The organism is Ruegeria sp. YTSC002, from assembly GCF_059609845.1.
In genome coordinates, this window is sequence record NZ_JBXWML010000013.1 from 80,776 (window position 1) to 107,772 (window position 26,997).

A 26,997-nucleotide genomic window follows, 5' to 3' on the forward strand; every position below is an offset into this window, starting at 1 on the left:
ATGGGAGGCCGAAATGGCTTTGCTGAACTTCAAGAAACGTGATGCGGTCGAAAACGGCCCAGTAAATCCGACCGTCGAAGCCTTTTTGCAGGGCTATTCGATCGAGGTCATGCCGCGTACCGCCGAAAAGGTCGATGACTTCCGCGCGCTGTTGCCCGAGGGGACACGCGTTTACATCGCCCATATCGAGGGCACGCCGATCGAAGACATGGTCAAGACCGCCAAGCGTATTGCGGCGGAAGGTTACCCTGTCATGCCGCATTTTCCGGCTCGGATCATCAAGGATGCGGCGACGTTGGAAAACTGGATTTCCATGTACCAGGGCGAAGCGGGTGTTGAACAGGCGTTGTTGCTGGCCGGCGGTGTCGCCAACCCGCACGGCGATTTCGACAGCTCGATGCAGTTGCTGGAAACCGGTCTGTTCGACAGGGCGGGCTTCAAGCGCCTGCACGTGGCGGGCCACCCCGAAGGCAACAAGGACATAGACCCGGACGGCTCGACCAAGAATGTCGATGACGCGTTGCGCTGGAAGCAGAAGTTCAACGAGACCACGGATGCCGAAATGGCGCTGGCAACCCAGTTCGCCTTTGACGCCAAGCCGATCATCGCCTGGGCCGACAGCCTGAAGGAAGCGGGCATCGATCTGCCGATCCATATCGGAATCGCGGGTCCGGCCAAGCTGCAAACCCTGATCAAATTCGCCATCGCGTGCGGCGTTGGGCCGTCGCTGAAGGTTCTGCAAAAGCGCGCCATGGATGTCTCCAAGCTGTTGCTGCCCTACGAGCCGACCGATGTCGTGACCGAACTGGCAAACCACAAGGCGGCCAACCCGGATTTCAACATCACCAACGTACACTTCTTCCCGCTGGGCGGAATCAAGACCAACGCCAACTGGGCGATCAATAACGGCGGCGCTTCGGCAAAGCCTGTAAACTCCTAAGGAACGGACATGACCCGAACAGTCGTAGAATCAAAAACAAAAACAGCCGTCCTGGGCTTTGACGAACCGTTCTGCGTGATCGGTGAGCGGATCAACCCGACAGGCCGCAAGAAACTGGCCGCCGAGCTGGAAGCGGGCGATTTTTCGACCGTCGAAAAGGACGCCTTGGCTCAGGTGGCAGCTGGCGCGACCGTTCTGGATATCAATGCGGGCGTTGTCTACAACTCGAATCCCAACCCGAACGAGACCGAGCCGCCGCTGATGCGCCAGATCGTCGAACTGGTTCAGGGTCTGGTTGACGTGCCGCTGTGCATCGACTCGTCGGTGCCGGGTGCGTTGGAGGCCGGTCTTGAGGCGGCTGAAGGGCGTCCTCTGCTGAACTCGGTCACCGGAGAAGAAGAGCGTCTGGAGCTGGTTCTGCCGCTGGTCAAGAAGTACAACGTGCCGGTTGTGGCGATCTCGAATGACGACACGGGTATTTCGGAAGATCCCGATGTGCGTTTCGAAGTGGCCAAGAAGATTGTCGAGCGCGCGGCTGATTTCGGCATTCCCGCGCATGACATCGTGGTCGACCCGCTGGTCATGCCCATCGGTGCGATGGCAACTGCTGGTCTGCAGGTATTCGCTCTGGTCCGTCGCTTGCGCGAAGAGCTGGGCGTAAACACCACCTGTGGTGCGTCCAACGTGTCGTTCGGCCTGCCAAATCGCCACGGCATCAACAACGCTTTCCTTCCAATGGCGATGGGTGCGGGCATGACCTCGGCAATCATGAACCCTGTTGCGTTGCCTGTAGGGCCCAAGAAGATCGCAGAGAAAAAGGCCGAGATTGAAGCCAAGGGTGTCATACTGCCTGCGGACATGGATGATGAAACCTTCTGCCAGCTGTTCGGTCTTGGCTCGACCAAGCCGCGCGCCGGTAAGGAAATGGAGGCCATTCGCGCCGCCAACCTGCTGACCAACAACGACCCGCATGGCGGTGAGTGGATCCGGTTCAACAAAGCGCCGGACGAGGCGGGCGCCGCCGGCGCCGCCGGTGGCCGTCGCGGTGGTGGCCGTCGCCGCCGCGCCTGATCTGAAGGACACGGACAGCAAAGGCCGGGCACAGCGCCCGGCCTTTTCATTTGACCCTGATCAATGTCGAATTTGCAGAAGGCTTCAGGATATCCTGATCCAGGATGCATCGATCAGGTGGCAGCATGAGTAAACATCACCCTCCAAAACTCTCGGATGCGGATCTGACCAGGAAACTGGACAAAAAAGCCTACTTTGGTCAGCTGGTCGAATTGCAGACAAGATTGGCCAGAATTCAGCAAGCCTATCTGTTTCATGGGTTCAAAGGTGTGTTGGTGTTCGAAGGGTGGGACGCTGCCGGAAAAGGCGGAACCATTCGCAGGATCAGTCAGGCCCTGGACCCGCGCAGCTTCAAGGTCTGGCCCATCGGCGCACCCCGGAACTATTATCTCAACCGGCATTATCTGCTGCGGTTCTGGGAACGCCTGCCGCCTTCGGGAGCGATTTCCGCTTTCGACCGCAGCTGGTATGGTCGGGTTCTGGTGGAGCGGATTGAAAAGCTGACCCCGGAAACACGCTGGCGGGCCGCTTATCAGGAAATCAATGATTTCGAACGAATGCTGGTCGATGACGGGACTCGAATCGTAAAACTGTTCTTCCACATTTCACAGGAAGAGCAGATGCGCCGTTTTACCGAGCGTCTGACCAATCCGATGAAACGCTGGAAGCTGACTTACGAAGATTTCAGAAACCGCGAAAAATGGGATGTCGCTGAAGTGGCCGTGGACGAAATGCTGGCGCGGACGTCGACGGAAGTTGCGCCTTGGCACGTGATCCCGTCCAACAACAAGAAATACGCGCGGATCACAGCCATGAAGGCCATTGTTGACGCGTTTTCAAAAGGGGTGGATCTGAACCCCCAGCATCTCGATCGCCGAACTTTGGAGGCGGCAGGCGCCGCTTTGGATGTCGACCAGTCCCTGATCGACAGCCTGCGGGCCCGAACCGAGTAAGAAACCGAAAAAAGTTGGTTGCGATCCGGGTTGAACGTCTGGTTGTTCTGGTGCTATTTCATCTGACAAGGCGGGTATGATGTAATGGTAGCCTGTCAGCTTCCCAAGCTGAACGCGCGGGTTCGATTCCCGCTACCCGCTCCAGCAACGATCTGTAAAGTGCTGTTACTCAATCAAAAAGATGACGCCGCGTGGCTTTCCACCACCTTTACGGATCTAACCGGCGCATGTTTCCGTGGATCTGCTCAACGGGTTGATAAAGCCGGCGCTACCTGTTGAGGCCAAGCAGAGACTCTCTGCCTACGATGCGGGTCGGCAGTTCGACAGATTTGCCCGGTGCGTTGGATTCGATCATCTGTATCAACGCCAAAGCAGCCTTGCGTCCCATGTCACGATGAGGAACATGGACAGTTGTCAGGGCAGGGGCGACGATGCGCGCAAGCTCGATATCATCAAATCCGGTGATCGATACATCTTCGGGTACCCGAAGTCCCATCTGCTGAGCTTGCCGCACCGCACCGACGGCCAGAACGTCGTTGCCGCACAAAACCGCGGTCGGCGGGTTGTCATTCGACATGAGATGCTTGAATGCCTCGGCGCCATTTTCAATCTCGTACGAGGTTTCGATCACGACCAGATCGTCTTGCGAAAGGTCATGTCGGGACATCGCGTCTTTTATCCCCTGGATCCGTAGGCGCGCACGGTCGTTGCCCTTGCTGATGCCTGAAATCGTTGCCAACCGCGTATGGCCTAATTCGATGATCTTGCTTGTCAAAGCCTCCATCGCCCGTCTGTTGTCAAACCCGACGGACGGTATTGGTTCGTTTGGCAGGAAGGACCACGCGACCAGGGCCGGCACTTTACGCCTTTCGAGATAGTCGTAGATTTGCGCGTCACGGTCATGCCCGATCAGCAACAGCCCGTCGGCGCCCCGCGCAACCAGCGTTCGGATCTGTTCTTCTTCTGCGGCCGGTTGATAGGCCGAGCTGGAGACCAGCAAGGTGTAGCCCTGTTTGTGGATCTCCTCTTGAAACGCCTGCAACCCCCTTGCGAAGATTGCATTTTCCATCGTCGGGATTATCGCGCCAATCGTGAAAGAACGCCGTGCAGCCATCACGCGTGCCGCAAAGTTTGGCGTGTATCCCAGGGAGTCCACGGCAGACAGAACACGTTTCCGCGTTGCCTCGACCACCTGTTGCGGGGTGTTCAGGCACCGTGACACGGTGGCAGTGGAAACGCCTGCTGCCTTGGCAACGTCATCCAGCGTCGGTGCGGACCGATGTTTTGACATTCTCGAACTCTCAATTCCGGTTCGCCTAAGTTAGTCGCATTCTTCCAAGGATGAAAGCGTTTATGTAAGCGCTTGCATTTATGATGTAAGCGCTTACAAAGGTATTTGAGCCGATTCTGAAGGGAGTCCCGGAAATGTATCTCGCTGCATCAGTCATCGTTTTTGCGATCTATTTCGCAAATGTCGCTTTGGGTGCTTTTGCGAGCAGCGCGTTTCTTGGCGACGTTGGAGAGATGTTGGTTCTGTTCGCGGCTTCGATCCTGTTCGTTGTCGCAATTCTGAAAAAGGAAGCTGACCGGAACGCACAAGACGGCAGCTGAACTTTTGCTTGGGAGGGCAATTGATGAAAACCGACAAGACCGAACTGGCATCGGCCGAGCGCCGCAATTTTCTGAAACTGAGCGCCAGTGGCGCGTTCACGGCCGCAATGGTGGCTGGGGCAGGGGGTGTTTTGTGGTCTTCCGAGGCCGCTGCGCAGACCGCGAAGGAAGAGAGCGAGCGTGAAAAGGCCGCAGATCACGTGATGACCGTGGCCACGGCCTATGTGCTTGGCGCGTCGCGCAGCTATCCGATCATGCAGTTGGACCTGAAAGAAAACATTCAGAACGCCACAAACGGCAAGGTCTATGTCAAACTGGCCCCCGGCGGTCAGCTTGGTGCGGGTGGCGCACTGGTCCAGAAGGTGCAGGGCGGCACCATTCAGGCCGCGCAGCATTCGCTGTCGAATTTCGCGCCGTTCGCGTCGACAGTCGACCTGATCAACATGCCGTACCTGTGCGGCTCGAACCAGCGTTTCACCAACCTTGTCCATTCGGACACGTGGAAAAATGAGGTTCACCCCAAGGTCGAGGCCGCAGGATTCAAGGCCCTGTTCTATGTAAACATCGACCCGCGCGTGGTTGCGGTTCGTCAGGGCGGCAATGCCGTACTCACCCCCGGTGACATGAGCGGGATCAAGTTCCGCGTGCCGGGATCGAAGATGCTGCAACAATACTACCGGATGGTCGGCGCGAACCCGACGCCGGTAGCCTGGGGCGAGACCCCGTCGGCCATCAAGCAGGGCGTTGCGGATGCGCTCGATCCTTCGGTTGGCGCGCTCTATGTCTTCGGTTTCAAGGATATCCTCAGCCATGTGACCTTCACGCAGGCGGTGCCGGACAGCCAGGTTTATTCCTGTAACCTGGAATGGTTCAATTCGATGCCTGCCGATGTACAGGAAGGCATCATGTGGGGATCGGAAATGACCAGCCACCAGAACCTGTCCAAGGTTCCGTCGGCCCGCGCCTATGCCATGGCCGAGCTGAACAAGGCCGGGGTGCAGTTCCATTCGCTCAGTGACGATCAACTGGCGGAATGGCAGGATGCAGGCGGGTATCAGAACGCCGATTGGGATCCGTTCAAGATGGAACTGGCCGGATCGATGGACAACTTCGAAAAGCTCGTCGAAGCCGCCGGTACTCAAGGCAAATATTACGTCCACGACGCCTAAGGCCCAAGCCGTGGACGCCTGACAGGCGTCCACGAACCTTACTTTCAGTCAGCCCGACAACATCCCGCCAAGCTAGGCGTGGGTCAGGCTGTATCTGCGCCGGAGGATCAGATGACCATTCTTCAAAACATAGACCGGAATGCAGAGCGCTGGTTGCTGCTGGTGTTCTACGTGATGCTGGTGATTACCATGGCCATCGAGGTGCTGCGGCGCGAGATTTTTGCCTATTCGTCGATCTGGGGCGAGGAGATCGTTCGGTATTCCTTCATCTACCTTGCCTGGATCGGTGCCGCCGCTGCGGTGAAAGAGCGGGCGCACATACGGATCGATGTGATCATGCACTACATCGGGCCACGACCCAAAGCGGTGCTTTATATTTTTGGCGATCTGGTGATGTTCGGCGTGGCGATCATCGCGCTCTACTGGTCGTATGAGGCGGTTCATGTTTCGGCCAAGTTCGGCTCGGTCACGGATGGGCTTCGGGTCTCGAAAGTCTGGTTCCTTATGGCCGTGCCCACTGGATTTGCCCTGATGATATGGCGGCTGATCCAATCCTTCCTGCGTGACCTGAAATCACTTCGTGACGGCACCCCCGTCTTCGAAGGCGACAAGCTGTTTGACTGAGGAGAATACGGATGCTTTGGAATTCCCTCAATCAAACCGTTGAACTGGGCTGGGATTTTTACCTGCCGGTGATCCTGTTCGTAGGCCTGATCGCCTTGGCCGTGCCCGTTTGGGCCGCCATAGGAACAGCGGCGATCGTGATGCTGATCATGTCCGGTGATCTACCTCTCAGCCTGGTCGGAGAAAGCCTGTTCACAGGTATCGACGCATTTGCCCTGACCGCGGTACCCTTGTTCATCCTGACCGGTGACGTTCTGGTGCGGACCGGTCTGTCGCGCAAATTCCTGGACGTAGCCGAGGCGCTGACATGCTTTGCCAAGGGCGGGTTCGGTTCGGCCACGGTTCTGGTCTGCGGTATGTTTGCCGCGATTTCAGGGTCGGATGCTGCCGGGGCGGCTGCGGTGGGGCGCATGACCATCAATCGGCTGGTGGAAAGCGGATATCCGCGCCCCTATGCCTGTGCTCTGGTTGCGGCTGGTGCCTGTACCGGCATCCTGATCCCGCCTTCGATCGCCTATATCATCATCGGCCTCGTGCTGGGTATCTCCGCCTCGACCCTGTTTCTTGCAGCCTTGATTCCGGGTCTGGCCATCCTGGTGTCGATCCTGATCACCAACATCATCATGAACCGTCTTTACGCCTATGAGGGCGGCGGCATGATGACCATGGGGGAATGGCTGGCCAATCTGGGCAAGGCGCTGAAATCGGGCTGGTACGCCTTCATCGTGCCGGGGATCATTTTCTACGGCATCTTCTCAGGTCGCCTGACCCCGACCGAAGCCGGCGCAACCGCCGTGGTCGTCACCATCATCATGGGTTTCATCCTGCGCACACTGACGCTGGCGGACTTTCCATCGATGCTGGTCAGTTCGGCCAAGGTGAACGGAGTCATCCTGCCGATCATCGCCTTCTCGGCCCCTTTGGCCGAAGCACTGGCGATCATGGGCGTGCCACAGGGCTTCGTGGCCTCGGTCACGTCGCTGACCGATGATCCCTATCTGTTGATCTTGCTGATGATCGGCATCCTGATCGCAGCGGGCTGCGTCATGGAGACAACGCCGAACATCGTGATCCTGGCACCAATCCTGAAACCGCTGGCCGACAATATCGGCATGAACGAAATCCAGTTCTGCATCATGATGATCACCGCGTTGGGTGTGGGCTTTATCACGCCGCCGCTGGGTCTGAACCTGTTCGTCGTATCTGGCATTACCGGTGAGTCCATTCTGAAGATTGCCGCCCGGGCCATTCCTTTCGTACTGACCATGCTGATCGTGGTGATCCTGATCGCCTACGTGCCTGCTGTGTCGACCACCCTGCTTCCTGAAATCTACCAATAGGACCTGCTGAACATGCCTCGTGAATATTTGAAAAAGGCGACTTTAACCGCTCAATCACATGCCTCAGAGGTGCATGATACGGTCAAGACCATCCTTGCCGATATCGAGGCCGGTGGCGATGCCAAGGCGCTGGAATACGCCATCAAGTTCGACAAGTTCGAAGGAAACGTCCTGATGACGCAGGACGAGATTGATGCCGCCATCGCGCTAGTGCCGGAAAAACTGAAGGCCGATATACGCTTTGCCCATGACAACGTCCGACGCTTTGCCGAGACGCAGAAGGCTACCGTGTCGGACGTACAGATGGAGATCGTTCCCGGTTTCGTTGCGGGGCAAAAGGCGATCCCGGTGGATGCGGCAGGATGCTATGTTCCCGGTGGGCGCTACAGCCATATCGCCAGCGCGATCATGACGGTGACAACGGCCAAGGTCGCCGGGTGCCGTCATATCACCGCCTGTTCTCCTCCGCGACCGGGCGAAGGTGTTGCGCCCGCGATTGTCTATGCCGCGCATATCTGCGGAGCCGACAGCATTCTGGCCATGGGCGGTGTACAGGGCGTGGCTGCCATGACCTATGGTTTGTTCGGTTTGCCGCGCGCCAATATCCTTGTGGGGCCGGGCAACCAGTTCGTGGCCGAAGCCAAGCGCATCCTGTACGGCAAGGTTGGCATCGACATGATCGCGGGTCCGACCGACAGCCTGATCCTTGCCGACAGTTCCGCGGACGCCCATGTGGTGGCAACCGATCTGGTCAGTCAGGCAGAGCACGGGTACAATTCGCCCGTTTGGCTGGTAACGGATGATCGCGACCTTGCGCGGAAAGTGATGGAGCTGGTTCCGGTTTTGATCGACGATCTGCCAGAGCTGAACCGCGAAAACGCCTCGGCCGCGTGGCGCGACTATGCCGAAGTCATCGTCTGTTCCGACCGCGAAGAGATGGCCGCCTGTTCCGATGAATATGCGCCCGAGCACCTGACGGTTCAGGCCGAGGATCTGGATTGGTGGCTGGATCGGCTGACGTGTTATGGCTCGCTGTTCCTGGGTGAGGAAACCACCGTGTCCTACGGAGACAAGGCGACCGGGACGAACCATGTTCTGCCAACGTCCGGTGCGGCCAGCTATACCGGCGGTTTGAGCGTTCACAAATACATGAAGATCGTCACCTGGCAGCGGGCCACGCGTGAAGGTTCCAAATCGATCGCCGAAGCAACCGCCCGGATTTCCCGACTGGAAGGAATGGAGGGTCACGCCCGTGCAGCGGATGTGCGTCTGGCCAAGTATTTCCCGGATGAAACGTTCGACCTGACCGCCGATGGATGACCCGCGCGCATTGTTTGACCTGACGGGCCGGGTGGCCTGCATCACCGGCGCCAGTTCGGGGCTGGGACGGCAGGTGGCGCGGACACTTGCCGCAGCCGGCGCGCGTGTTGTCGGCGTGGCCCGGCGCAGCGACGCGTTGGCGCAGATGCAGGCCGAAATCGGCAACAACGCAGAAGCGGTGGTCGCCGATGTTTCGGATCGTGACGGAATGGGCGAGCTGGTTCAGACGGTCAATTCGAAGTTTGGAGCGCCGGACATCATTGTACATGCGGCTGGGGTCAACACACGCGAGGCTGCCGACGATGTTACTCCTGAAGGATGGGATGCCACGCTTGCACTGAACCTCAGCGCGCCGTTTTTCCTCAGTCAGGCCATGGTGCCCGAAATGAAAAAGAAGGGCTGGGGGCGTATCGTCAATTTCGCCTCGCTGCAAACAACGCGCGCGTTTCCGGGCGGCATTGCCTATGGGGCCACCAAGGCCGGGATCGGGCAACTGACCCGCGCGATGGCCGAGGCCTGGTCGCCCTTTGGCATTACCGCCAACGCGATCGGTCCGGGGTTCTTTCCCACTGAACTGACGCAGGCCGTGTTCGACGACCCCGAGCGCGCAGAGAGGAACGCCGCTCAAACCTGCATTGGGCGCAATGGACAGATGCAGGACATCGATGGACCGATCCTGTTTTTGTGCTCGAACGCGTCCGGCTATGTCACGGGGCAGGTTCTTATGGTTGATGGAGGGTTCACGGCCAAATGAAGGCGCTGGTTTACCAAGGTGTGGAACAGATGGTGTTCGGTGAGGTGCCGGATGCCGAGGCCGGTCCATCCGAACATTTGATCCGGATCGAGGCGGTCGGCATCTGTGGATCGGACATGCATGCCTATCTGGGACACGATGCGCGTCGTCCGGCACCGCTGATCCTTGGGCACGAGGCGGCCGGTGTGATTGTTGACGAGAAACGCGCCGGTGATCGTGTGACGATCAACCCGCTGGTCAGCTGCGGTCAATGCGCGGCCTGCCTTGCTGGTAGTGAAAACCTGTGCCCGGATCGCCAGATCATCTCGATGCCGCCGCGCGAAGGGGCGTTCGCGCAATACGTCACCATGCCTGCCAGCAATCTTGTCGAAGTTCCGGAAGATATATCGTTTGTCAAAGCCGCGCTGGCGGAACCGCTGGCGGTAAGCTGGCATACGGTCCGGTTGGGAATCGAGGCGCTGCATCCGGCGATGGACCGTCGCGCACTGGTGATCGGCGGCGGGGCCATCGGCCTTGCGGCGGCCTTGGCCTTGCGGGCAATGGGCGTCGATGACGTGACAATCGCGGAACCAAATGAGCTGCGTCGGACCTACCTGGCGAAAATCGAGAGCTTTGCGCTGGTGGGTTCAGCCAAGGGGACTTACCCGTTGGTCATAGATGCCGTGGGCTATGCTGCGACGCGGTCAGTTGCCTCGGCCATGGCCGAGCCGGGGGGCGTGATCGCGCATGTGGGGTTGGGTGAGGATACCGGTGGTCTGGATATTCGCCGGATGACCTTGCAGGAAATCACATTCATCGGGACTTACACCTACACCGCCAAGGACTTTCGCCAGACAGCTCAGGCGATCTTTGACGGGCGGCTGGGGGCTCTGGACTGGATCGAAGAACGAGCCCTGGCCGACGGCGCGCAGGCGTTTTGCGATATCCGATCTGGCGCCGTGGCCGCACCCAAGATTATCCTGAAACCCTGGGGATAGAACTGACAGAACTGGAGACCTTCATGTACACGAAAATACTGGTCCCGTTGGCTTTGGATCACGGCATATCGCAACACACGCTGGAAATCGCACGGGCCTTGTCAGGAAAGGGCGCGGAAATAATTGCGCTGCATGTCTACGAGATGCCTCAGGGATCGGTCAGCGCCTATCTGGACAAATCGGTTGTCGCCGAAGGTTTCGAACGGGCCCGTTTGCAATTGCTGCAAAAAATCGAGGGGCTTGAAGGGGTGACGGCCGAAATCGTCAAAGGCCATACCGCACGGTCCATCATCGATTATGCCAGCAGCAAAGATGTCGACTGTATCGTAATCGGCTCGCACAAACCGGACCTGAGCGACTACTTCCTGGGATCGACCGCTTCGCGCGTCGTCCGCCATGCCCCCTGTGCCGTGCACGTGCACCGAAGGGCCTGAATTCCTCAATCGCGCGTCTAGCGCCCCAAACAGGACCAAAAGCTGGATCATGAACATAGACAAGAAGATCACCGACGATCTGGTGGCGAACGATATCTCGTTTGTCACCACTGTCCCGTGCAAGCAATTGGCAGGTGTCATCGCGGAAATCGATGAGCGTGATGGCATCTATCACATTCCGTCCAACAAGGAAGACGAAGGGATGGGCCTGTGTGCAGGGGCGTGGATGGGCGGCAAGCGTCCCGCGATCATCATGCAGAACACGGCCATTGGCGTGACGATCAACACGCTGGCGACGCTGATCCAGTATTACCGGATGCCGCTGCCGATGCTGATCTCGTACCGGGGCGAACTGCGCGAGCCCATTGCCTGCCAGGTTGAAATGGCGGTTCACACCAAGGCGTTGTTGGCCCAGCTGAACATCCCCACCTACCACTTCCACCATCAGGCGGATGTCGAGGAGCTCGACGCGATCCTGAAATACACATTCATGTGCAACAAGCCGGTCGCCATCCTGACCGACGCCAATTTCTGGGGAGGCTATGGCGACCAATGATCCGTTCTGAAATACTAAAAGAAATCGCCCCGATCCTGCGTGATCAACTGGTTGTCTGCAACATCGGCATTCCCAGTCAGGAACTGCACGCCATCGACGACCAGCCAACCAATTTCTACATGCTGGGGACAATGGGCCTGGCGTCCTCGATCGGTCTGGGGCTTGCGCTGGCCCAGCCTAAACCGGTGATCGTCATTGATGGGGATGGCTCGATCCTGACCAATCTGGGGACGTTGCCGACCATCGCCAACAACGTGGCAGACAATTATATCCTGCTGATTGTTGACAATGGTTCGTACGGTTCGACCGGCGATCAGCCGACCTATGCCGGGCAAAAGACCTCTCTGGCCAAAATGGCCGAAGCAGCCGGGTGTGAGCGCGTGATCGAATGTGCCGCCGAAGACACCGGACGCGTGCTGCAAGAGGCGCTGGATGCCAAACAGATGACCATTGTCGTCAGCAAATGTGAAAGCGGCAACGCCAAGATGCCGCCGATCACGATGGATCCAGTCGTCATCCGCGACCGTTTCATGAAGGCCGTTCAGGCCTGATGGGCGCAAGCGCCATCCACAGTGCCGAGGACGCCCGCCGCCTGGCGCGGCGGCGTCTTCCGTGGATGGTGTTCGACTATATTGATGGTGCAGCCGGGGCCGAGATGGGTGCCGGTCGCAATCGGTCCGCTTTGGATGCAATGACCTTGCGCCCGCGTATCCTGCGCGACGTCAGTGAAAGATCTCTGGCAAGTTCCCTGTTCGACCGGCCCGCGAAACGCCCGTTTGGTATCGCTCCGATGGGCATGTGCAATTTGTCCGCGCCGGGGGCCGACTTGATGCTGGCCCGCATCGCAGCACGCCATGAAGTGCCGCTTGGGGTTTCGACTGTCGCCTCGACCGCGATGGAGGATCTGATCGTCGAAGCTGAAGGCCATGCCTGGTTTCAGCTGTATTTCAGCGGCGATGGCAGCGGCACGTTCAAGCTTGTCGATCGCGCCAAGGCTGCGGGGTATGAAACACTGGTGCTGACCGTGGATGTGCCCGAGGTTGGACGACGCCCGCGCGAGTTGCGCCATGGGTTCAAGATGCCCTTCAAAATGGGTCCCAAGCAGGTGATGGATTTTGCCTTGCACCCGCGGTGGTCCTTGCCGGTGCTGCTGAAAGGCAAGCCGGAAATGGCGAATTTCCTGATGGATGGCTACGATTTCGACCGGACCGAAAGCCGCGCCAAGGCCACGTGGGAGACATTGGCCCGCCTGCGCGACCAGTGGGCCGGGAATCTGGTGGTCAAAGGCATATTGGATGCAGACGACGCGCAAAGGCTCAAGTCAGCGGGCGTGGACGCCATTCAGGTCTCAAGCCATGGTGCACGCCAGTTGGAAAGTGCGCCCGCGCCAATCACGGTTCTGCCCGAGATACGCAAGGCCGTCGGTCCGGATTTTCCGCTTTTCTACGACAGTGGGTTGCGGTCGGGTGAAGACGTTCTCAAGGCACTTTCGAACGGGGCGGACTTTGCCTTTTTCGGTCGTATCCTTCAGTTTGCAATAGCGGCCGAAGGCGAAGCGGGCCTTGAACAGCTATGGTCGGTACTCAGCGAAGAAATGAGCATCGCCATGGCCCAACTAGGCGTCACGTCGCTGGACGAGGTCCGACGCAACGCCTGTTATCGGTGAGGACAATGACCCGAGGTTTCCCACGGGTCACTGAACTGTCGGTTTAACCGCGGCGCCTGCGACGACGTCCGCCACCTGCTTCGGTCTCGCCGCCGGTGTTGAAGCTTGGGTTGGGCAGTGTGACAACCTGGGCCAGTTCCGGGAACGGGTCGGTCTTGTGCGGGATCGCATTGGCGGCCACGAAATGATCCTGAAACTTCGGCTCGATGGCGGTTTCGATCTTGGTGATCTCGCGCACGACGCGTTCGATCTCGGCGCGCGATCCGATATTGCACAGCGCGATACGCGCGCCGGTACCTGCGGCGTTGCCCGCGCTCGAGACTTTCTCCAGCGGCGCATCGGGTATCATCCCAAGCACCATGGCGTGTTTGGTCGAGATATGCGCGCCGAACGCACCGGCCAGAACCACGCGATCCACCTCTTCGACGCCCATTTCGTCCATCAGCAGGCGTGCGCCTGCGTACAATGCGGATTTCGCAAGCTGAATGGCGCGGATGTCACCCTGCGTGACGGTGATGCGGGGGCCGTCTTCGGCGCTGGCGTCGTGGATCAGATAGGCGTGTGTGCGACCTTCGGGCACGCAGCGGGCCGTACCGGTCTGTTCCGCCGATCCGATCAGACCACTTTCGTCCAGCAGGCCAGCGATACGCATTTCGGCCACTGCCTCAATTATACCCGAACCGCAGATGCCGGTGATACCGGTCGTGGCGATATCCAGATCAAAGCCGTCTTCGTCGGACCATTTATCGGACCCGATGACGCGGAACCGGGGTTCCTTGGTGACGGGGTCGATCTCGATTCTTTCGATTGCGCCGGGAGCAGCGCGCTGGCCAGAACTGATCTGAGCGCCTTCGAAGGCAGGCCCGGTGGGCGAGGAACAGGCGAGCACGCGGCTGGTATTGCCCAGCAGGATTTCAGCGTTGGTGCCCACGTCGACGATCAGAACCAGATCTTCGGACTTGCCGGGTTCTTCGGACAGGGCCACCGCCGCGCAGTCCGCGCCCACATGGCCCGCGATACAGGGCAGGATATAGACCTGCGCGCGTGGGTTCATAGTGGTCAGATCCATCTCGCGCGCGGGCAGGGAGATGCTTTCCGACGTTGCCAGTGCAAACGGCGCCTGACCCAGTTCCACCGGGTCCAGCCCCAGCAGCAAGTGATGCATGACCGGGTTGCAGACGAATACCGTTTCCACGATCAGAGAGGCATCGATGCCCGCTTCTTCGGCAATCGACGTGGCCAGGTCATTGATCGCCTCGCGCACGGCCCTGGTCATCTCCTGATCACCGCCGGGGTTCATCATGGAATACGAAACACGGCTCATCAGGTCTTCACCGAACCGGATCTGGGGATTCATGAGGCCAGAGGATGCCTTGACCTCGCCGGTTTCCAGATCGGTCAGATGCGCGGCGATGGTGGTCGATCCGAGGTCGATGGCCAGACCATACAGCCCGCCTTCATGCAGGCCGGGCCAGATTTCGACGATACGCGCCACGCTGTCCTTGTGACCTTTGTGGACCGCCACGGTGACTTCCCATTTGCCCTTGCGCAGAACCGGTTGAAGTTTGGACATCAGCGTCAGGTCCGCCGTGACGGCATCAATGTCCCACTGCTCGCGCAACGCCCGCTCGAGCCGTTCCAGATCGCCGGTGGGCGAATGCATGTCGGGTTCTTCCACCACAACGAAATAAAGGCGCGTGGCCGGGTCCATCGTGATGGCACGCGCGGCGGCCGCCTTGCGCACGACCTGCCGGTGTACCTGGCTTTCCGGCGGTACGTCGATCACCACGTCGCCCTGAACCGAGGCCTGACAGCCCAGACGGCGGCCCGGTTTCAACCCGCGCTTGTCGTCATAACGCTGTTCGACGGCGTTCCATTCGCTCAGCGCGCCCTCGGACACCGTGACGCCGTGCTTGGGAAATTCGCCATAGCTGGGTGTGATCTGGCACTTTGAACAGATGCCGCGGCCCCCACAGACCGAATCCAGATCCACCCCCAATTGACGGGCCGCCGTCAGTATTGGGGTGCCGACGGGGAAGTGCCCGCGTTTGCCGGACGGGGTAAAGACGACAAGAGGGTCGGTGGTCATCAGTGACATACCTTTTCATATTCGCGCGTATGCCGGGCAAGATATGGGTTTGAGCGAAAAGGGAAAGGCCATCAGCGGCACGATCTGCACAACGAGCGTCGTTTTCTTCCACTGCATCGACAGCCAGAGCCAAAGAGTTGCCCCCAAGGGCTTTTCCTTTGGTTCAATCCGTGTAATAGGGTCACCGCCAAACGGGCTTTTGCATGGGGTATTCAGATGCAGATTCGTGAGGCACTTACCTTTGACGACGTTCTCCTGGTTCCGGGCGCATCTTCCGTGCTGCCGGCAACGGCGGATACGACCACGCGTGTGACGCGCGAGATCACCATGAACATCCCGCTGCTGAGTTCGGCCATGGACACCGTGACCGAGGCGCGAATGGCCATTGCCATGGCGCAGGCGGGCGGCATCGGTGTGGTACACAAGAACCTTTCGGTGGAAGAACAGGCCCGCGAGGTCCGCCGGGTCAAGCGGTTCGAATCCGGTATTGTCTATAACCCCGTGACGTTGCGGGTGGATCAGACATTGGCCGACGCCAACGCGCTGGTACAGCGCTACAACTTCACCGGTTTTCCAGTCGTCGACGAGCAGGGCCGCGTGGTGGGTATCCTGACCAACCGCGACATGCGCTTTGCGAACTCGGACGATACGCCGGTACACGCGATGATGACTTCGGAAAACCTGGCGATGCTACAGGAACCGGCCGATCTGGAAGAAGCCAAAAGCCTGATGCGGGCGCGCCGTATCGAAAAACTGCTGGTTGTCGATGGCGAAGGCAAGCTGACCGGTCTTCTGACGCTGAAGGATACGGAACAGGCCGTTTTGAACCCAACCGCCTGCAAGGACCGTCTGGGTCGCCTGCGGGTCGCTGCGGCGACGTCGGTCGGGGATGCCGGGTTCGAACGGTCCGAACAATTGGTGGATTCGGGTGTCGACATCATCGTCGTCGATACGGCGCATGGTCATTCTCAGGGCGTGCTGGACGCTGTGAGGCGGGTCAAGACCCTGTCGAACGAGGTTCAGATCATTGCCGGGAACGTTGCAACCGGCGAGGCGACCAAAGCGCTGATCGATGCTGGAGCCGACGCGATCAAGGTGGGTATTGGCCCGGGGTCGATCTGTACCACACGGATGGTGGCAGGGGTTGGTGTTCCTCAGTTGACCGCGATCAGCGATTGTGCGGCAGCAGCGGGCGACGTTCCGGTCATCGCGGATGGTGGTATCAAGTTCTCGGGTGACTTTGCAAAGGCGATTGCCGCCGGGGCATCCTGTGCCATGGTCGGGTCGATGATTGCGGGCACCGACGAAAGCCCGGGCGAGGTGATCCTGTATCAGGGTCGTTCGTTCAAATCTTATCGCGGGATGGGCAGCCTGGGCGCAATGGCGCGTGGATCAGCCGACCGCTATTTCCAGAAAGATGCAGCCAATGACAAGCTGGTGCCCGAAGGCATCGAAGGTCAGGTGCCCTACAAAGGCTCGGCCAGTGCCGTGATCCACCAGCTGGTTGGTGGTTTGCGCGCGGCGATGGGGTATACCGGCTGCGCCACCATCGAAGAGATGCGCAAGAACTGCAATTTCGTGAAAATTACCGGCGCCGGTCTGAAAGAAAGCCACGTGCATGACGTTCAGATCACGCGCGAAAGCCCGAACTACCGGGTCATGTAAGCCATCCAGCAAGACACAAGGCACCCGCGAGCGGGTGCCATTTTACCAATTGGATCGGCCAGCCGGGCCCATTTCCGCCGAGGTATTCCACCATGACACCCGCCGCCCGTGTTCAGGCCTCGATCGAAATTCTGGATGATATTCTGGCTGGCGCGCCGGTCGAAAAAGCACTCACCGGCTGGGCGCGGCGCAGTCGTTTCGCAGGGTCCAAGGATCGGGCGGCCATTCGCGATCACGTATTCGACGCGTTGCGACGCAAGCGCTCGTATGCAGCGTTGGGAGGGTCCGACACCGGGCGCGGTTTGATGATCGGTGCGACCCGTGCGTCAGGCGGTGATCTGGCCGAGTTGTTTACCGGCGATCGTCACGCTCCGATGCCGGTTGAGGAAACGGAAACGGCGCGGGATTTCGCGTCCGAGGCCGAGAAATATGACATTCCGGAGTGGCTGTGGCCTCGGTTCGTTGACTCTCTGAAGGATGCCATGGTTCCTTGCGCGATGTCTTTGCAGAACCGGGCGCCCGTTCATCTGCGGGTCAACTTCCTTAAAACCGATCTGGGCGAGGCCATCGACGCCTTGAAGTCCGAGGGTATTGTCTCCCATCCGGTTCAGGTATGCCAAACCGCCCTTGAAGTGACAGAGGGGGCCCGGCGCATTGCCCAAAGCCAGGCCTATGCCCGGGGCCTGGTCGAGCTTCAGGACGCTGCAAGCCAGGCGGTTGTGGCCGCGCTGGATCTGCGGCCGGGAATGCGCGTTCTGGATTATTGCGCGGGTGGCGGTGGCAAGGCGCTGGCTCTTGCAGCGCACGAGGGCGTCGAAGTGTACGCACATGATGTGAATTCCGGCCGCATGAAAGATATTCCGACGCGGGCGGAACGAGCAGGCGCAAAGATAACCATCCTCAACTCCGATGACCTTTCAGGTGTTGATCCGTTTGATGTGGTTTTGGTTGATGCGCCGTGCTCTGGCAGCGGATCTTGGCGAAGGGCGCCAGCCGGAAAATGGGCCTTGACCGAGGATCGCTTGCGGGACCTCACCACCATTCAGGCCCGTATTCTATCCGACATTGCGCCTTTGGTGCATCCGGGCGGCCTGCTGGCTTACGCAACCTGTTCGGTTCTGAACGATGAAAACGGCGTGATCATAGACGGTTTTCTGGATCATTTTTCCCAGTGGCGGGAAACCTACCGGAAAACGTGGCACGTTACACACGAATCTGACGGGTTCTTTACGTCGCACTTGACGCGCTGAGCTTTTGGCAAATAACAACCTTGGGTAGATTGCCGCTTTCCAAACGCCGTTAAGCGGGAATTAACCAATTTTGGCCGTTATAGCCGATAACTTTGCGCCCGAGCCGTTTATGTCTGACACAGCAGAATTTTTCAGCGACCCATCTCTTGCTCACACGCCCCCGGCATCTCGTCTTTGGTCGTTGGTGGCGGTGGCATTGTTGATCGGCATTGCGCCCTTGGTCGGGTTGCTGCCACCGGATTGGACCACGGGCATGATGGTCGCGGGGATTTCGCTTTTGATTGTGGTATTGTGCGTCGTGATCAAAGGCCAGGTCGCCGCCAGACACGCGCAACAAACCACTGCCGTCATGGCCGCTTTTGCAGAACAGGAAGAGTCACCCTTCCTGATCGCAAATGCTTATGGCGACATTCTGGCGTCCAACGCATCAGCGCGGGAACAGTTCGGCGCGGCGAAAGGAGCCAGCCTTGAAAGCTGCCTCGGTTCGACGTTCTCGACCCCTCAGGTGATTTTGTTGAGGTTGCAATCTCAGGCCCGATCCTTCGGTCGGGCCCGCGAAGACTGCGTGATCAGGGGAAACACAAACAGTGTCACCGTGTTTCAATTGGCTCCCGACATTTTTTGCTGGCGGTTTCAACAGTCAGAACAGGAAAGCTGGCAGTCTCTCAACCTGCCGGTTCTGACCATCGGATGCGTGGATGACGTGGTGTGCCCGAATCCGGCGGCGAAAAAGTTGCTTGGGCCGCATCCCGAACGGGTTCGCGACATCTTCGGTGATGTTGACCCCCAGGTCGGAGCCTCAAACATTATCAAGTCACAGGACGGAATGATTCCGGTGGCTGTGACGGAGCTTTCCCGATCCAGCAAGGAACGAAGCCTTGGGTTGGTGCCGCTCATTGAAACTCAGGCGCCCGGGGCCAGCACGTCTTTTGCAGATCTTCCGGTTCCGGTTCTCACCCTGTCTCCGGCGGGGGCCATTCTGAATGCCAACAGGTTGGCGAACAAGTTGCTGGGAAATGAAAACCTGGAAGGCACCAACATAGCCGACATCATGCGGGGTATGGGGCACCCCATTCTGGATTGGCTGGCGCGGACAGCCGCGCAAGAAGACGCGCAACGATCCGAGTTTCTTCAGTTGACCCGAAAAGACAAGGAGGTCTTCGTACAGGTCACGCTGAGCCGTGTCGTTGTCGATGGCAAGATCTGTCTTATCGCGGTCCTGAATGATGCGACCGAGCTGAAGACTCTGGAGGCTCAATTTGTCCAAGGACAGAAAATGCAAGCTGTGGGTCAATTGGCCGGCGGGGTCGCGCATGATTTCAACAACCTGCTGACGGCCATTTCGGGGCACTGCGATCTGCTGTTGTTGCGCCACGATCAGAATGACCCGGACTACGGGGATCTGGTGCAGATCAATCAGAACGCCAACCGGGCCGCTGCGCTGGTCAGCCAGCTTCTGGCATTCTCGCGCAAACAGACTCTCAGGCCCGAAGTTCTGGATTTGCGTGACACGATCTCGGACCTCATTCACTTGCTGAACCGATTGGTGGGCGAGAAAGTTCTGCTGACCCTCAGCCATGATCCGGTATTAAAGCCGGTTCGGGCGGACAAACGGCAGTTGGAACAGGTGTTGATGAACTTGGTCGTCAACGCGCGCGATGCCATGCCGGACGGGGGCGAAATACGTATCGAGACCGAAGTGTTGAACCTGTCGCAACCGCTCAGCAGGGACAGGGCGACCGTCCAGCCAGGCGAATATGTTACGGTCAGGGTAATGGACAGCGGCGTGGGAATACCTGCCGACAAACTGCAAAAGGTCTTCGAGCCGTTCTATACGACAAAGCGTACGGGCGAGGGTACAGGGCTTGGGCTTTCAACGGCCTATGGCATCGTCAAGCAGACGGGCGGTTTCATCTTTGTCGACAGCACGGTGGGCCGAGGCACTGAATTCACCGTTTTTCTACCGGTTTGCGCCACAGTGGCAGAGGCGGAACAGGATTCTCCGGCGCAACCCGAATCCCAAAGTGCCCGGCAAGGTGAGGGCGTCGTGCTTTTGGTTGAAGACGAAGCGCCGGTCCGCGCCTTCGCAACCAGAGCTCTGCGGCTCAAGGGCTATACCGTGCTGGAGGCGGATTCGGCCGAGGAAGCACTGCGGCTTCTGGAGGATCCGTCTTTGAACGTCGACGTATTTGTGACGGATGTGGTCATGCCCGGCATGGATGGGCCGACCTGGGTGCGCAAAGCTCGGGAAACACGCCCGGACGCCCGCGTGGTCTTCGTATCGGGTTATACGGAAGGTGCCTTTGGCGATTCAGAACCCGAGATCGCCAATTCGACCTTCCTGCCCAAGCCGTTTTCTCTCAACCAGTTGACTGAGGCGGTTTTCCAACAATTGAACTGAACATCCTACAATGCTGCATCGTGGAGCGCGAATTCCTCTGCGTGTCTTTTATGAAATTTCTGCCGTGTCTCGGGCGTCAGCGTCAGATCACCCGATGGTGATACATTCTCTTGCGGCAGGTCGATCTGCATGTCCAGTCGCGCTTGCAGGAAGTCGAGAATTTTGCCCTGGTTTTCGTATTTGAAGATATGAGTGGCACCGCGACCATTGCTGCGGGTACGGAAAAACTGGCTTTGGCTGCCAACATCGGCAAAATCCGGGCGCGGGTTTGTCATATAGGCCTGCACAAACGTGTCGAAACTCATGTCTCGGGTCGAATGGACGTGACCGATCAGGTCGACGCGGCTGCGAAATCGATACCAGCTGCCCAGCCAGTCAACGGGTTCGCGAACAACTGCCAGGATCTCCATCTCGGTATCGTACATCTTGCGAAAAATGTTCTGGAAAAACCGATCATACCTGCGCACCGGAGCATGTTTGAGCTCGGGCGGATGAGTGACGACGATATCAGCGCGATCCCGCAACGCTGTGTGATAAGCCGTGCTGCCGGTTTTCGGAACGGCAAGGAAGGCAAGGCGTTCCTCATAGAAAACAAGCATTTAATTGCTCCAATTGTCACCCGGCTATGCGCGCAGATTGTCGTAAACGACTCCTTAATACAATTGAAGAAGAGTAAACCCTGTAAGTTTTTATTGAAATGTTCTCTTTTTGGTCCCATAAGGAACAAGAGGCGAACAAAGCAGCGATTGCCGCCCGATCAAGGGTGTGACAAAAGGGAAGGCGACAGGACAATGGCGGATCTTCTGACAATGAGCGACAAGAAAAACGCAGACAAGCAAAAGGCGCTCGACAGCGCGCTGGCCCAGATCGAACGGCAGTTCGGTAAGGGCTCCATCATGAAGCTGGGCGAAGGCGCCAAACAGGACATCGACGCAAGTTCGACAGGCTCGCTCGGGCTGGACATAGCGTTGGGAATTGGTGGTCTGCCGATGGGGCGGATCGTTGAGATTTACGGCCCCGAAAGCTCGGGGAAGACGACGCTGACGTTGCATTGCATTGCAGAACAGCAGAAACGCGGCGGCGTCTGCGCCTTTGTCGACGCCGAGCACGCGCTGGACCCGCAATATGCCCGAAAGCTGGGCGTTGATCTGGATGAGCTTCTGATCTCGCAGCCCGATACCGGAGAGCAGGCGCTTGAGATCACCGATACGCTGGTGCGTTCGGGCGCGGTCAACATGGTTGTGGTCGATTCGGTTGCGGCGCTGACGCCGAAATCCGAACTGGAAGGCGATATGGGTGACAGCAATGTTGGCGTTCAGGCCCGTCTGATGAGCCAGGCGATGCGGAAACTGACCGGCTCGATCAGCCGCTCGAACTGTATGGTGATCTTCATCAACCAGATCAGGATGAAAATCGGCGTGATGTTCGGCAGCCCCGAAACCACCACCGGCGGGAATGCACTGAAATTCTACAGCTCGGTCCGTCTGGATATTCGCCGCATCGGCGCGATCAAGGACCGGGACGAAGTTGTCGGCAACCAGACGCGCGTCAAGGTCGTCAAGAACAAGGTTGCGCCGCCTTTCAAGCAGGTGGAATTCGACATCATGTACGGCGAGGGCATCAGCAAGATGGGCGAACTGCTGGATCTGGGTGTCAAAGCCGGTGTGGTCGAAAAGTCAGGGTCATGGTTCAGTTACGGTGACGAACGGATCGGGCAGGGGCGTGAGAACGCCAAACAGTATCTGCGCGACAACAGCCGCATTGCCTTTGAGATCGAAGACAAGATTCGGGCGGCTCACGGATTGGATTTCGACATGCCTCCGGGCGCAGCCGAAGATGATGACATCCTTGAAGCCTGACGGTCGCTGACGGGGGGCGTTACGTTCCCGGTCCGACGTGTTGTGTTGAAAATACCATGAACAAGGCGGTCCCCCGGGCCGCCTTGTTTCGTTCGGATACGCCTCTGCTGTGGACACTCGTTTGACAGGGGGATAAACCTGCGGGGACCAATTTTTTGTGCGCCGAGAGAGCCCTATGCCAACCCTGAACGACATCCGATCGACCTTTCTGAACTACTTTGAAAAACAGGGGCATGAGGTCGTGGCGTCCAGCCCGCTGGTGCCGCGCAACGACCCGACGCTGATGTTCGTCAATTCGGGCATGGTGCAGTTCAAGAACCTGTTCACCGGCCTGGAAACACGTGACTACAAGCGCGCCACCACGGCGCAGAAATGTGTACGTGCCGGCGGCAAGCACAACGATCTCGACAATGTGGGTTACACCGCGCGCCACCATACATTCTTCGAGATGCTGGGGAACTTCTCGTTCGGTGATTACTTCAAACGCGAAGCGATCCCGTTCGCGTGGGAATTGATCACCAGGGAATTCGGAATCGACAAGAACCGCCTGCTGACAACGGTTTATCATACCGATGACGAGGCGTTTGAAATCTGGAAAAAGGTCGGTGTTCCCGAAGACCGGATCATCCGCATCGCCACCAGCGACAATTTCTGGCAGATGGGTCCGACCGGCCCCTGCGGCCCGTGTACCGAAATCTTTTATGACCATGGCGACCACATCTGGGGTGGTCCTCCGGGCTCTGCCGAAGAGGACGGCGATCGGTTCATTGAAATCTGGAACGTCGTCTTCATGCAAAACGAGCAGTTCGAAGACGGCTCGATGGTGGAACTCGACATGCAGTCGATCGATACGGGCATGGGGCTCGAGCGGATCGGCGCATTGTTGCAGGGCAGCCATGACAACTATGACACCGATCTGTTCAAGGCACTGATCGAGGCCTCGGCCGATGCGACTGGCGTGGATCCTTACGGGGATCAGAACGTACACCACCGTGTGATCGCGGACCACCTGCGTTCGACTTCGTTCCTGATTGCGGATGGCGTGATGCCCAGCAATGATGGCCGCGGTTATGTTCTGCGCCGCATCATGCGTCGTGCCATGCGTCATGCGCATCTGTTGGGTGCCAAGGATCCGGTCATGCACCGTCTTGTCCCGTCATTGGTACAACAGATGGGCGGTCACTATGCCGAGTTGACCCAGGCACAGCCATTGATCGAAGAGACCTTGTTGCTTGAAGAAACCCGCTTCAAGCAGACGCTGGACCGGGGGTTGAGGCTGCTGGACGATGAGGTGTCCGGCCTTTCCGAGGGTGCGCCTTTGTCCGGTGAAGCGGCTTTCAAACTGTATGACACTTACGGTTTCCCACTGGACCTGACGCAGGATGCGCTGCGTGAAAAAGGCCGGACAGTGGACACCGAAGGCTTTGAAACGGCGATGGCCGAACAAAAGGCCAAGGCGCGGGCTGCCTGGGCCGGGTCAGGTGAAGCCGCGGATCAGGCGGTTTGGTTCGATGTTCTGGACAGCGCCGGGGCGACCGACTTCCTTGGTTATGACACCGAGAAAGCCGAAGCTCAGGTTGCGGCACTGGTTGTCGACGGTGCCTTGGTTGACAAGATCGACGCGGGCAGCACCGGCTGGGTCGTGGTGAACCAGACGCCGTTCTACGGCGAAGCTGGTGGCCAGGTGGGCGATACTGGCGAGATGCGGCGCCTTGAAGATCGCGATCACCTCAGCCGGGTGGAGGACACCAGAAAATTCGCCGATGGGAAGGTCTATGCACATAAGGTGACGGTTGTCAGCGGTGCCGTGTCAAAAGGCGATGCTGTCGAGCTGGAAGTCGATCACGCACGCCGCACTGCAATCCGGGCCAACCACTCGGCCACGCACCTGCTGCATGAAGCGCTGCGGGAAACGCTGGGCGACCATGTGGCGCAGCGCGGTTCGCTGAATGCGGCGGATCGTCTGCGGTTCGACTTCAGCCATTCCAAGGCGCTGAGCCTGGAGGAAATCCAGAAGATCGAACGTGAGGTGAACGACTTCATCCGCCAGAACTCGGCCGTCGAGACACGGGTCATGACACCAGATGACGCGCGCAAACTGGGCGCGCAGGCACTGTTCGGCGAGAAATACGGTGACGAGGTGCGTGTTGTCTCGATGGGCAAGGCACCTACGGGCAAGGGCCATGATGGCGAAACCTGGTCGATCGAACTGTGCGGCGGTACTCATGTGCGTCAGACGGGTGACATCGGCACCTTTGTCATCCTGGGCGACAGCGCAAGCAGTGCCGGCGTGCGCCGCATCGAGGCACTGACCGGGGATGAAGCGTTCCGTTACCTTTCGGCACAGGATCACCGTCTTGCGCAGGTGGCGTCGGAACTGAAGGCGCAGCCGGATGATGTGGTGGCACGCGTGAAAAGCCTGCTGGAGGAACGCAAGTCATTGCAGAACGAAGTGGCTCAACTGCGTCGAGATCTGGCGATGGCCGGCGGGAGCGGGCAGGGCGGCGGTGCCGAAGCGCGTGATGTGAACGGCGTGAAGTTCATAGCGCAGGCCCTCAGCGGCGTGTCCGGCAAGGATCTTCCGGCATTGATCGACGAACACAAGGCGCGTCTTGGGTCGGGGGCGGTACTGCTCATCGCGGATACCGGCGGCAAGGCCGCGGTTGCGGCTGGCGTCACCGAAGACCTGACAGGAACCGTTTCGGCGGTCGACCTGGTCAAGGCCGCCGTGGTGGAATTGGGCGGCAAGGGCGGCGGCGGCCGCCCGGACATGGCCCAGGGCGGTGGTCGGGATGCGTCGAACGCGGATTCGGCGATCAAGGCCGCAGAACAGGTTTTGGGAGGATAAGATGGCTGCACTCTGGATTGCGCATGTGACGGTGACCGATGCCGAGGCGTATGGAAAATATGCCGAACTGGCCGGGCCAGCCATTGCCAAGCACGGGGGTACTTTCATCGCCCGTGCGGCGCGTTACGTTCAGTTGGAAGGCAAGGAACGGCCACGCAACGTGGTTGCCCGTTTCCCGTCGCTCGAAGCAGCCGTCGAATGCTACAACTCGGATGATTATCAGCAAGCATTGAGTCATGCGCGCGACGCCAGTGAACGTGAGTTGGTCGTGGTTGAAATCACGGAGTGAACGTCAGGTTTCACGGCTTGTAGCGCGGTTTACCCGGTATACGGGCAGCGAATAGGCAATCATTGGCTTATGCCACGATCGGTCAGGGAAACTCAGCCCGCAAATATGGGCTGAGTTTATTATTTTATAATTTCAATTGCTTATCAGGCCGCGCTGTTGCGGATATGCGCGGTTTGCGCCTGAATTGTGGCTGCGCCACCCAAATTCTTGCGCAAAAAGGTCAGATTGACGGACGAATTTCCGCCCTTTTTCCCCTTCAACTTTTCAGGTGATTGCCTGGGCGGGTTTGTTCGCGGATAGTTTCACGAATCGGAATGCGACCCTGTTTGACGTGCAATCGTGCGAAAAACATCGGATTGGGGTACAGGCATGAAGCACTTTATAATTCTGGCCAGGCAGCTTGGCGCCAAATTTCTGCCAGTTTCAGCGCGGGTCGCTGGCATCAGTGTTTTGAGCATCTGTGCCATTACCATGACCCCTGCTGCGCATGCGTCTGGGAACGGGTTTATCCCAAGTGTTGCGTCTTCACCGCCTCCGTCCGGAGCCGCCAACTTGTGCGCTCAATACAATTGGGCCTGTGCAGGAAAGCGATCCGTGTCCATGTCCAGCCAGCAAGAACTGAAGGTTGTCGAACAGATAAACCGGCGTGTGAACAGATCGACGCGTGAAGTCACCGATCAATCTCAGTATAAAACGACCGAGCGTTGGGCGCTTCCGACGGCCAGGGGCGGCGATTGCGAAGACTTCGTGCTGTTGAAGAAAAGGGATTTGATCCATGCCGGCGTCGATCCAAGCAAACTCTTGATCGCTACTGTTCTGGACACGCGCCGAGTGCCTCATGCGGTGCTGGTGTACCGCTCTTCAAACGGTGATTTGGTTTTGGACAACCTCACAAACCGTATCAAACCCTGGACAGCGACGCGGTACCTGTTTCTTCGCATGCAAGACCCGAACCGGCCCGGACGTTGGGTGGGTGTTTACGGGCATAGCTGAGGAAAACTGAAAACTTTTTTGAGAAAGTGAAAACCGGTGCAATCGAATCTTGCACCGGTATTTTTGCTTCCAAATCAGAAGGTTTCGCCGCCGCCTTCACCTTCACCTTCACCTTCACCTTCGCCGCCGCCTTCACCTTCGCCGCCGCCTTCACCTTCGCCGCCGCCTTCACCTTCGCCGCCGCCTTC

At 58.7% G+C, this 26,997-nt stretch carries 24 protein-coding genes and 1 tRNA gene; 22 read left to right on the plus strand and 3 right to left on the minus strand.

What is annotated here, in order from left to right; all coding sequences use genetic code 11:
- Window positions 1-13 precede the first annotated feature (13 nt).
- From AC2FFD_RS19390 to AC2FFD_RS19405, 4 genes are all read left to right on the plus strand, one after another.
- A complete protein-coding gene (locus AC2FFD_RS19390; RefSeq protein WP_496873881.1) occupies window positions 14-940 on the plus strand; it encodes a methylenetetrahydrofolate reductase in 927 nt (308 codons plus the stop codon).
- Between the two features lie 9 nt (window positions 941-949).
- Window positions 950-2,011: a methyltetrahydrofolate cobalamin methyltransferase gene (locus AC2FFD_RS19395; RefSeq protein WP_170344199.1), complete on the plus strand. Its 1,062-nt coding sequence runs from the start codon at window positions 950-952 to the stop codon at window positions 2,009-2,011.
- 125 nt (window positions 2,012-2,136) lie between these two features.
- Window positions 2,137-2,964 (plus strand): polyphosphate kinase 2 family protein, encoded by an 828-nt coding sequence (locus AC2FFD_RS19400; protein ID WP_496873882.1) that lies wholly within the window; start codon window positions 2,137-2,139, stop codon window positions 2,962-2,964.
- Between the two features lie 70 nt (window positions 2,965-3,034).
- Window positions 3,035-3,108, plus strand: a tRNA-Gly gene (locus AC2FFD_RS19405).
- A gap of 124 nt (window positions 3,109-3,232) precedes the next feature.
- On the opposite strand, the gene AC2FFD_RS19410 is transcribed toward AC2FFD_RS19405, so the two are convergent.
- Window positions 3,233-4,255: a LacI family DNA-binding transcriptional regulator gene (locus tag AC2FFD_RS19410; protein WP_257600764.1), complete on the minus strand. Its 1,023-nt coding sequence runs from the start codon at window positions 4,253-4,255 to the stop codon at window positions 3,233-3,235.
- Window positions 4,256-4,389: 134 nt separating this feature from the next.
- Between AC2FFD_RS19410 and AC2FFD_RS19415 the strand changes: the two genes are divergently transcribed.
- From AC2FFD_RS19415 to AC2FFD_RS19465, 11 genes are all read left to right on the plus strand, one after another.
- Window positions 4,390-4,575: a hypothetical protein gene (locus tag AC2FFD_RS19415; protein WP_170344203.1), complete on the plus strand. Its 186-nt coding sequence runs from the start codon at window positions 4,390-4,392 to the stop codon at window positions 4,573-4,575.
- Window positions 4,576-4,598: 23 nt separating this feature from the next.
- Window positions 4,599-5,744: a TRAP transporter substrate-binding protein gene (locus AC2FFD_RS19420; protein WP_496873883.1), complete on the plus strand. Its 1,146-nt coding sequence runs from the start codon at window positions 4,599-4,601 to the stop codon at window positions 5,742-5,744.
- A gap of 111 nt (window positions 5,745-5,855) precedes the next feature.
- Window positions 5,856-6,368 carry a TRAP transporter small permease gene (locus AC2FFD_RS19425; RefSeq protein WP_170344207.1) on the plus strand — a complete coding sequence of 171 codons (513 nt, stop codon included), beginning with the start codon at window positions 5,856-5,858 and terminating at the stop codon, window positions 6,366-6,368.
- An 11-nt stretch (window positions 6,369-6,379) separates the two neighbouring features.
- Window positions 6,380-7,708, plus strand: coding sequence for a TRAP transporter large permease (locus tag AC2FFD_RS19430; RefSeq protein WP_170344209.1), 1,329 nt, complete (start codon window positions 6,380-6,382; stop codon window positions 7,706-7,708).
- 12 nt (window positions 7,709-7,720) lie between these two features.
- On the plus strand, window positions 7,721-9,028 hold the full coding sequence (gene hisD, locus AC2FFD_RS19435) for a histidinol dehydrogenase (protein ID WP_496873884.1): 1,308 nt from the start codon (window positions 7,721-7,723) through the stop codon (window positions 9,026-9,028).
- A complete protein-coding gene (locus AC2FFD_RS19440; RefSeq protein ID WP_257600762.1) occupies window positions 9,021-9,782 on the plus strand; it encodes an SDR family NAD(P)-dependent oxidoreductase in 762 nt (253 codons plus the stop codon). The genes hisD and AC2FFD_RS19440 overlap by 8 nt, the downstream gene beginning before the upstream one ends.
- On the plus strand, window positions 9,779-10,759 hold the full coding sequence (locus AC2FFD_RS19445) for an alcohol dehydrogenase catalytic domain-containing protein (RefSeq protein ID WP_496873885.1): 981 nt from the start codon (window positions 9,779-9,781) through the stop codon (window positions 10,757-10,759). The genes AC2FFD_RS19440 and AC2FFD_RS19445 overlap by 4 nt, the downstream gene beginning before the upstream one ends.
- A 23-nt stretch (window positions 10,760-10,782) precedes the next feature.
- Window positions 10,783-11,193, plus strand: coding sequence for a universal stress protein (locus AC2FFD_RS19450; RefSeq protein ID WP_170344215.1), 411 nt, complete (start codon window positions 10,783-10,785; stop codon window positions 11,191-11,193).
- 49 nt (window positions 11,194-11,242) lie between these two features.
- On the plus strand, window positions 11,243-11,749 hold the full coding sequence (gene comD / locus AC2FFD_RS19455) for a sulfopyruvate decarboxylase subunit alpha (protein WP_117868908.1): 507 nt from the start codon (window positions 11,243-11,245) through the stop codon (window positions 11,747-11,749).
- On the plus strand, window positions 11,746-12,300 hold the full coding sequence (gene comE, locus AC2FFD_RS19460; protein WP_425078290.1) for a sulfopyruvate decarboxylase subunit beta: 555 nt from the start codon (window positions 11,746-11,748) through the stop codon (window positions 12,298-12,300). The genes comD and comE overlap by 4 nt, the downstream gene beginning before the upstream one ends.
- Window positions 12,300-13,415: an alpha-hydroxy acid oxidase gene (locus tag AC2FFD_RS19465; RefSeq protein WP_496873886.1), complete on the plus strand. Its 1,116-nt coding sequence runs from the start codon at window positions 12,300-12,302 to the stop codon at window positions 13,413-13,415. The genes comE and AC2FFD_RS19465 overlap by 1 nt, the downstream gene beginning before the upstream one ends.
- 43 nt (window positions 13,416-13,458) lie before the next feature.
- Here the strand turns inward: AC2FFD_RS19465 and AC2FFD_RS19470 are convergent, their stop codons facing one another.
- Window positions 13,459-15,504 carry an ASKHA domain-containing protein gene (locus AC2FFD_RS19470; protein WP_496873891.1) on the minus strand — a complete coding sequence of 682 codons (2,046 nt, stop codon included), beginning with the start codon at window positions 15,502-15,504 and terminating at the stop codon, window positions 13,459-13,461.
- Window positions 15,505-15,720: 216 nt separating this feature from the next.
- On the opposite strand from AC2FFD_RS19470, the gene guaB reads away from it, so the two are divergent.
- From guaB to AC2FFD_RS19485, 3 genes are all read left to right on the plus strand, one after another.
- The gene (gene guaB / locus AC2FFD_RS19475) at window positions 15,721-17,169 is read left to right on the plus strand and encodes an IMP dehydrogenase (RefSeq protein WP_170344221.1); all 1,449 of its coding nucleotides are present in this window, start codon (window positions 15,721-15,723) and stop codon (window positions 17,167-17,169) included.
- 92 nt (window positions 17,170-17,261) lie between these two features.
- Window positions 17,262-18,419, plus strand: a complete 1,158-nt coding sequence (locus AC2FFD_RS19480; protein ID WP_496873887.1) for an RsmB/NOP family class I SAM-dependent RNA methyltransferase — start codon at window positions 17,262-17,264, stop codon at window positions 18,417-18,419.
- A 109-nt stretch (window positions 18,420-18,528) separates the two neighbouring features.
- Window positions 18,529-20,820 carry an ATP-binding protein gene (locus AC2FFD_RS19485; RefSeq protein WP_496873888.1) on the plus strand — a complete coding sequence of 764 codons (2,292 nt, stop codon included), beginning with the start codon at window positions 18,529-18,531 and terminating at the stop codon, window positions 20,818-20,820.
- 5 nt (window positions 20,821-20,825) lie between these two features.
- On the opposite strand, the gene AC2FFD_RS19490 is transcribed toward AC2FFD_RS19485, so the two are convergent.
- A complete protein-coding gene (locus AC2FFD_RS19490) occupies window positions 20,826-21,419 on the minus strand; it encodes a gamma-glutamyl kinase (RefSeq protein ID WP_496873889.1) in 594 nt (197 codons plus the stop codon).
- 192 nt (window positions 21,420-21,611) lie between these two features.
- Between AC2FFD_RS19490 and recA the strand changes: the two genes are divergently transcribed.
- The 4 genes from recA (at window position 21,612) to AC2FFD_RS19510 (ending at window position 26,809) form a co-directional block, all read left to right on the plus strand.
- A complete protein-coding gene (gene recA / locus AC2FFD_RS19495) occupies window positions 21,612-22,679 on the plus strand; it encodes a recombinase RecA (RefSeq protein ID WP_152458025.1) in 1,068 nt (355 codons plus the stop codon).
- Window positions 22,680-22,854: 175 nt separating this feature from the next.
- A complete protein-coding gene (gene alaS, locus AC2FFD_RS19500) occupies window positions 22,855-25,527 on the plus strand; it encodes an alanine--tRNA ligase (protein WP_170344226.1) in 2,673 nt (890 codons plus the stop codon).
- 1 nt (window position 25,528) lies between these two features.
- A complete protein-coding gene (locus tag AC2FFD_RS19505; protein ID WP_170344227.1) occupies window positions 25,529-25,816 on the plus strand; it encodes a DUF1330 domain-containing protein in 288 nt (95 codons plus the stop codon).
- A gap of 471 nt (window positions 25,817-26,287) precedes the next feature.
- Window positions 26,288-26,809, plus strand: a complete 522-nt coding sequence (locus AC2FFD_RS19510) for a transglutaminase-like cysteine peptidase (protein ID WP_257600845.1) — start codon at window positions 26,288-26,290, stop codon at window positions 26,807-26,809.
- The last annotated feature ends 188 nt before the right edge of the window (window positions 26,810-26,997 follow it).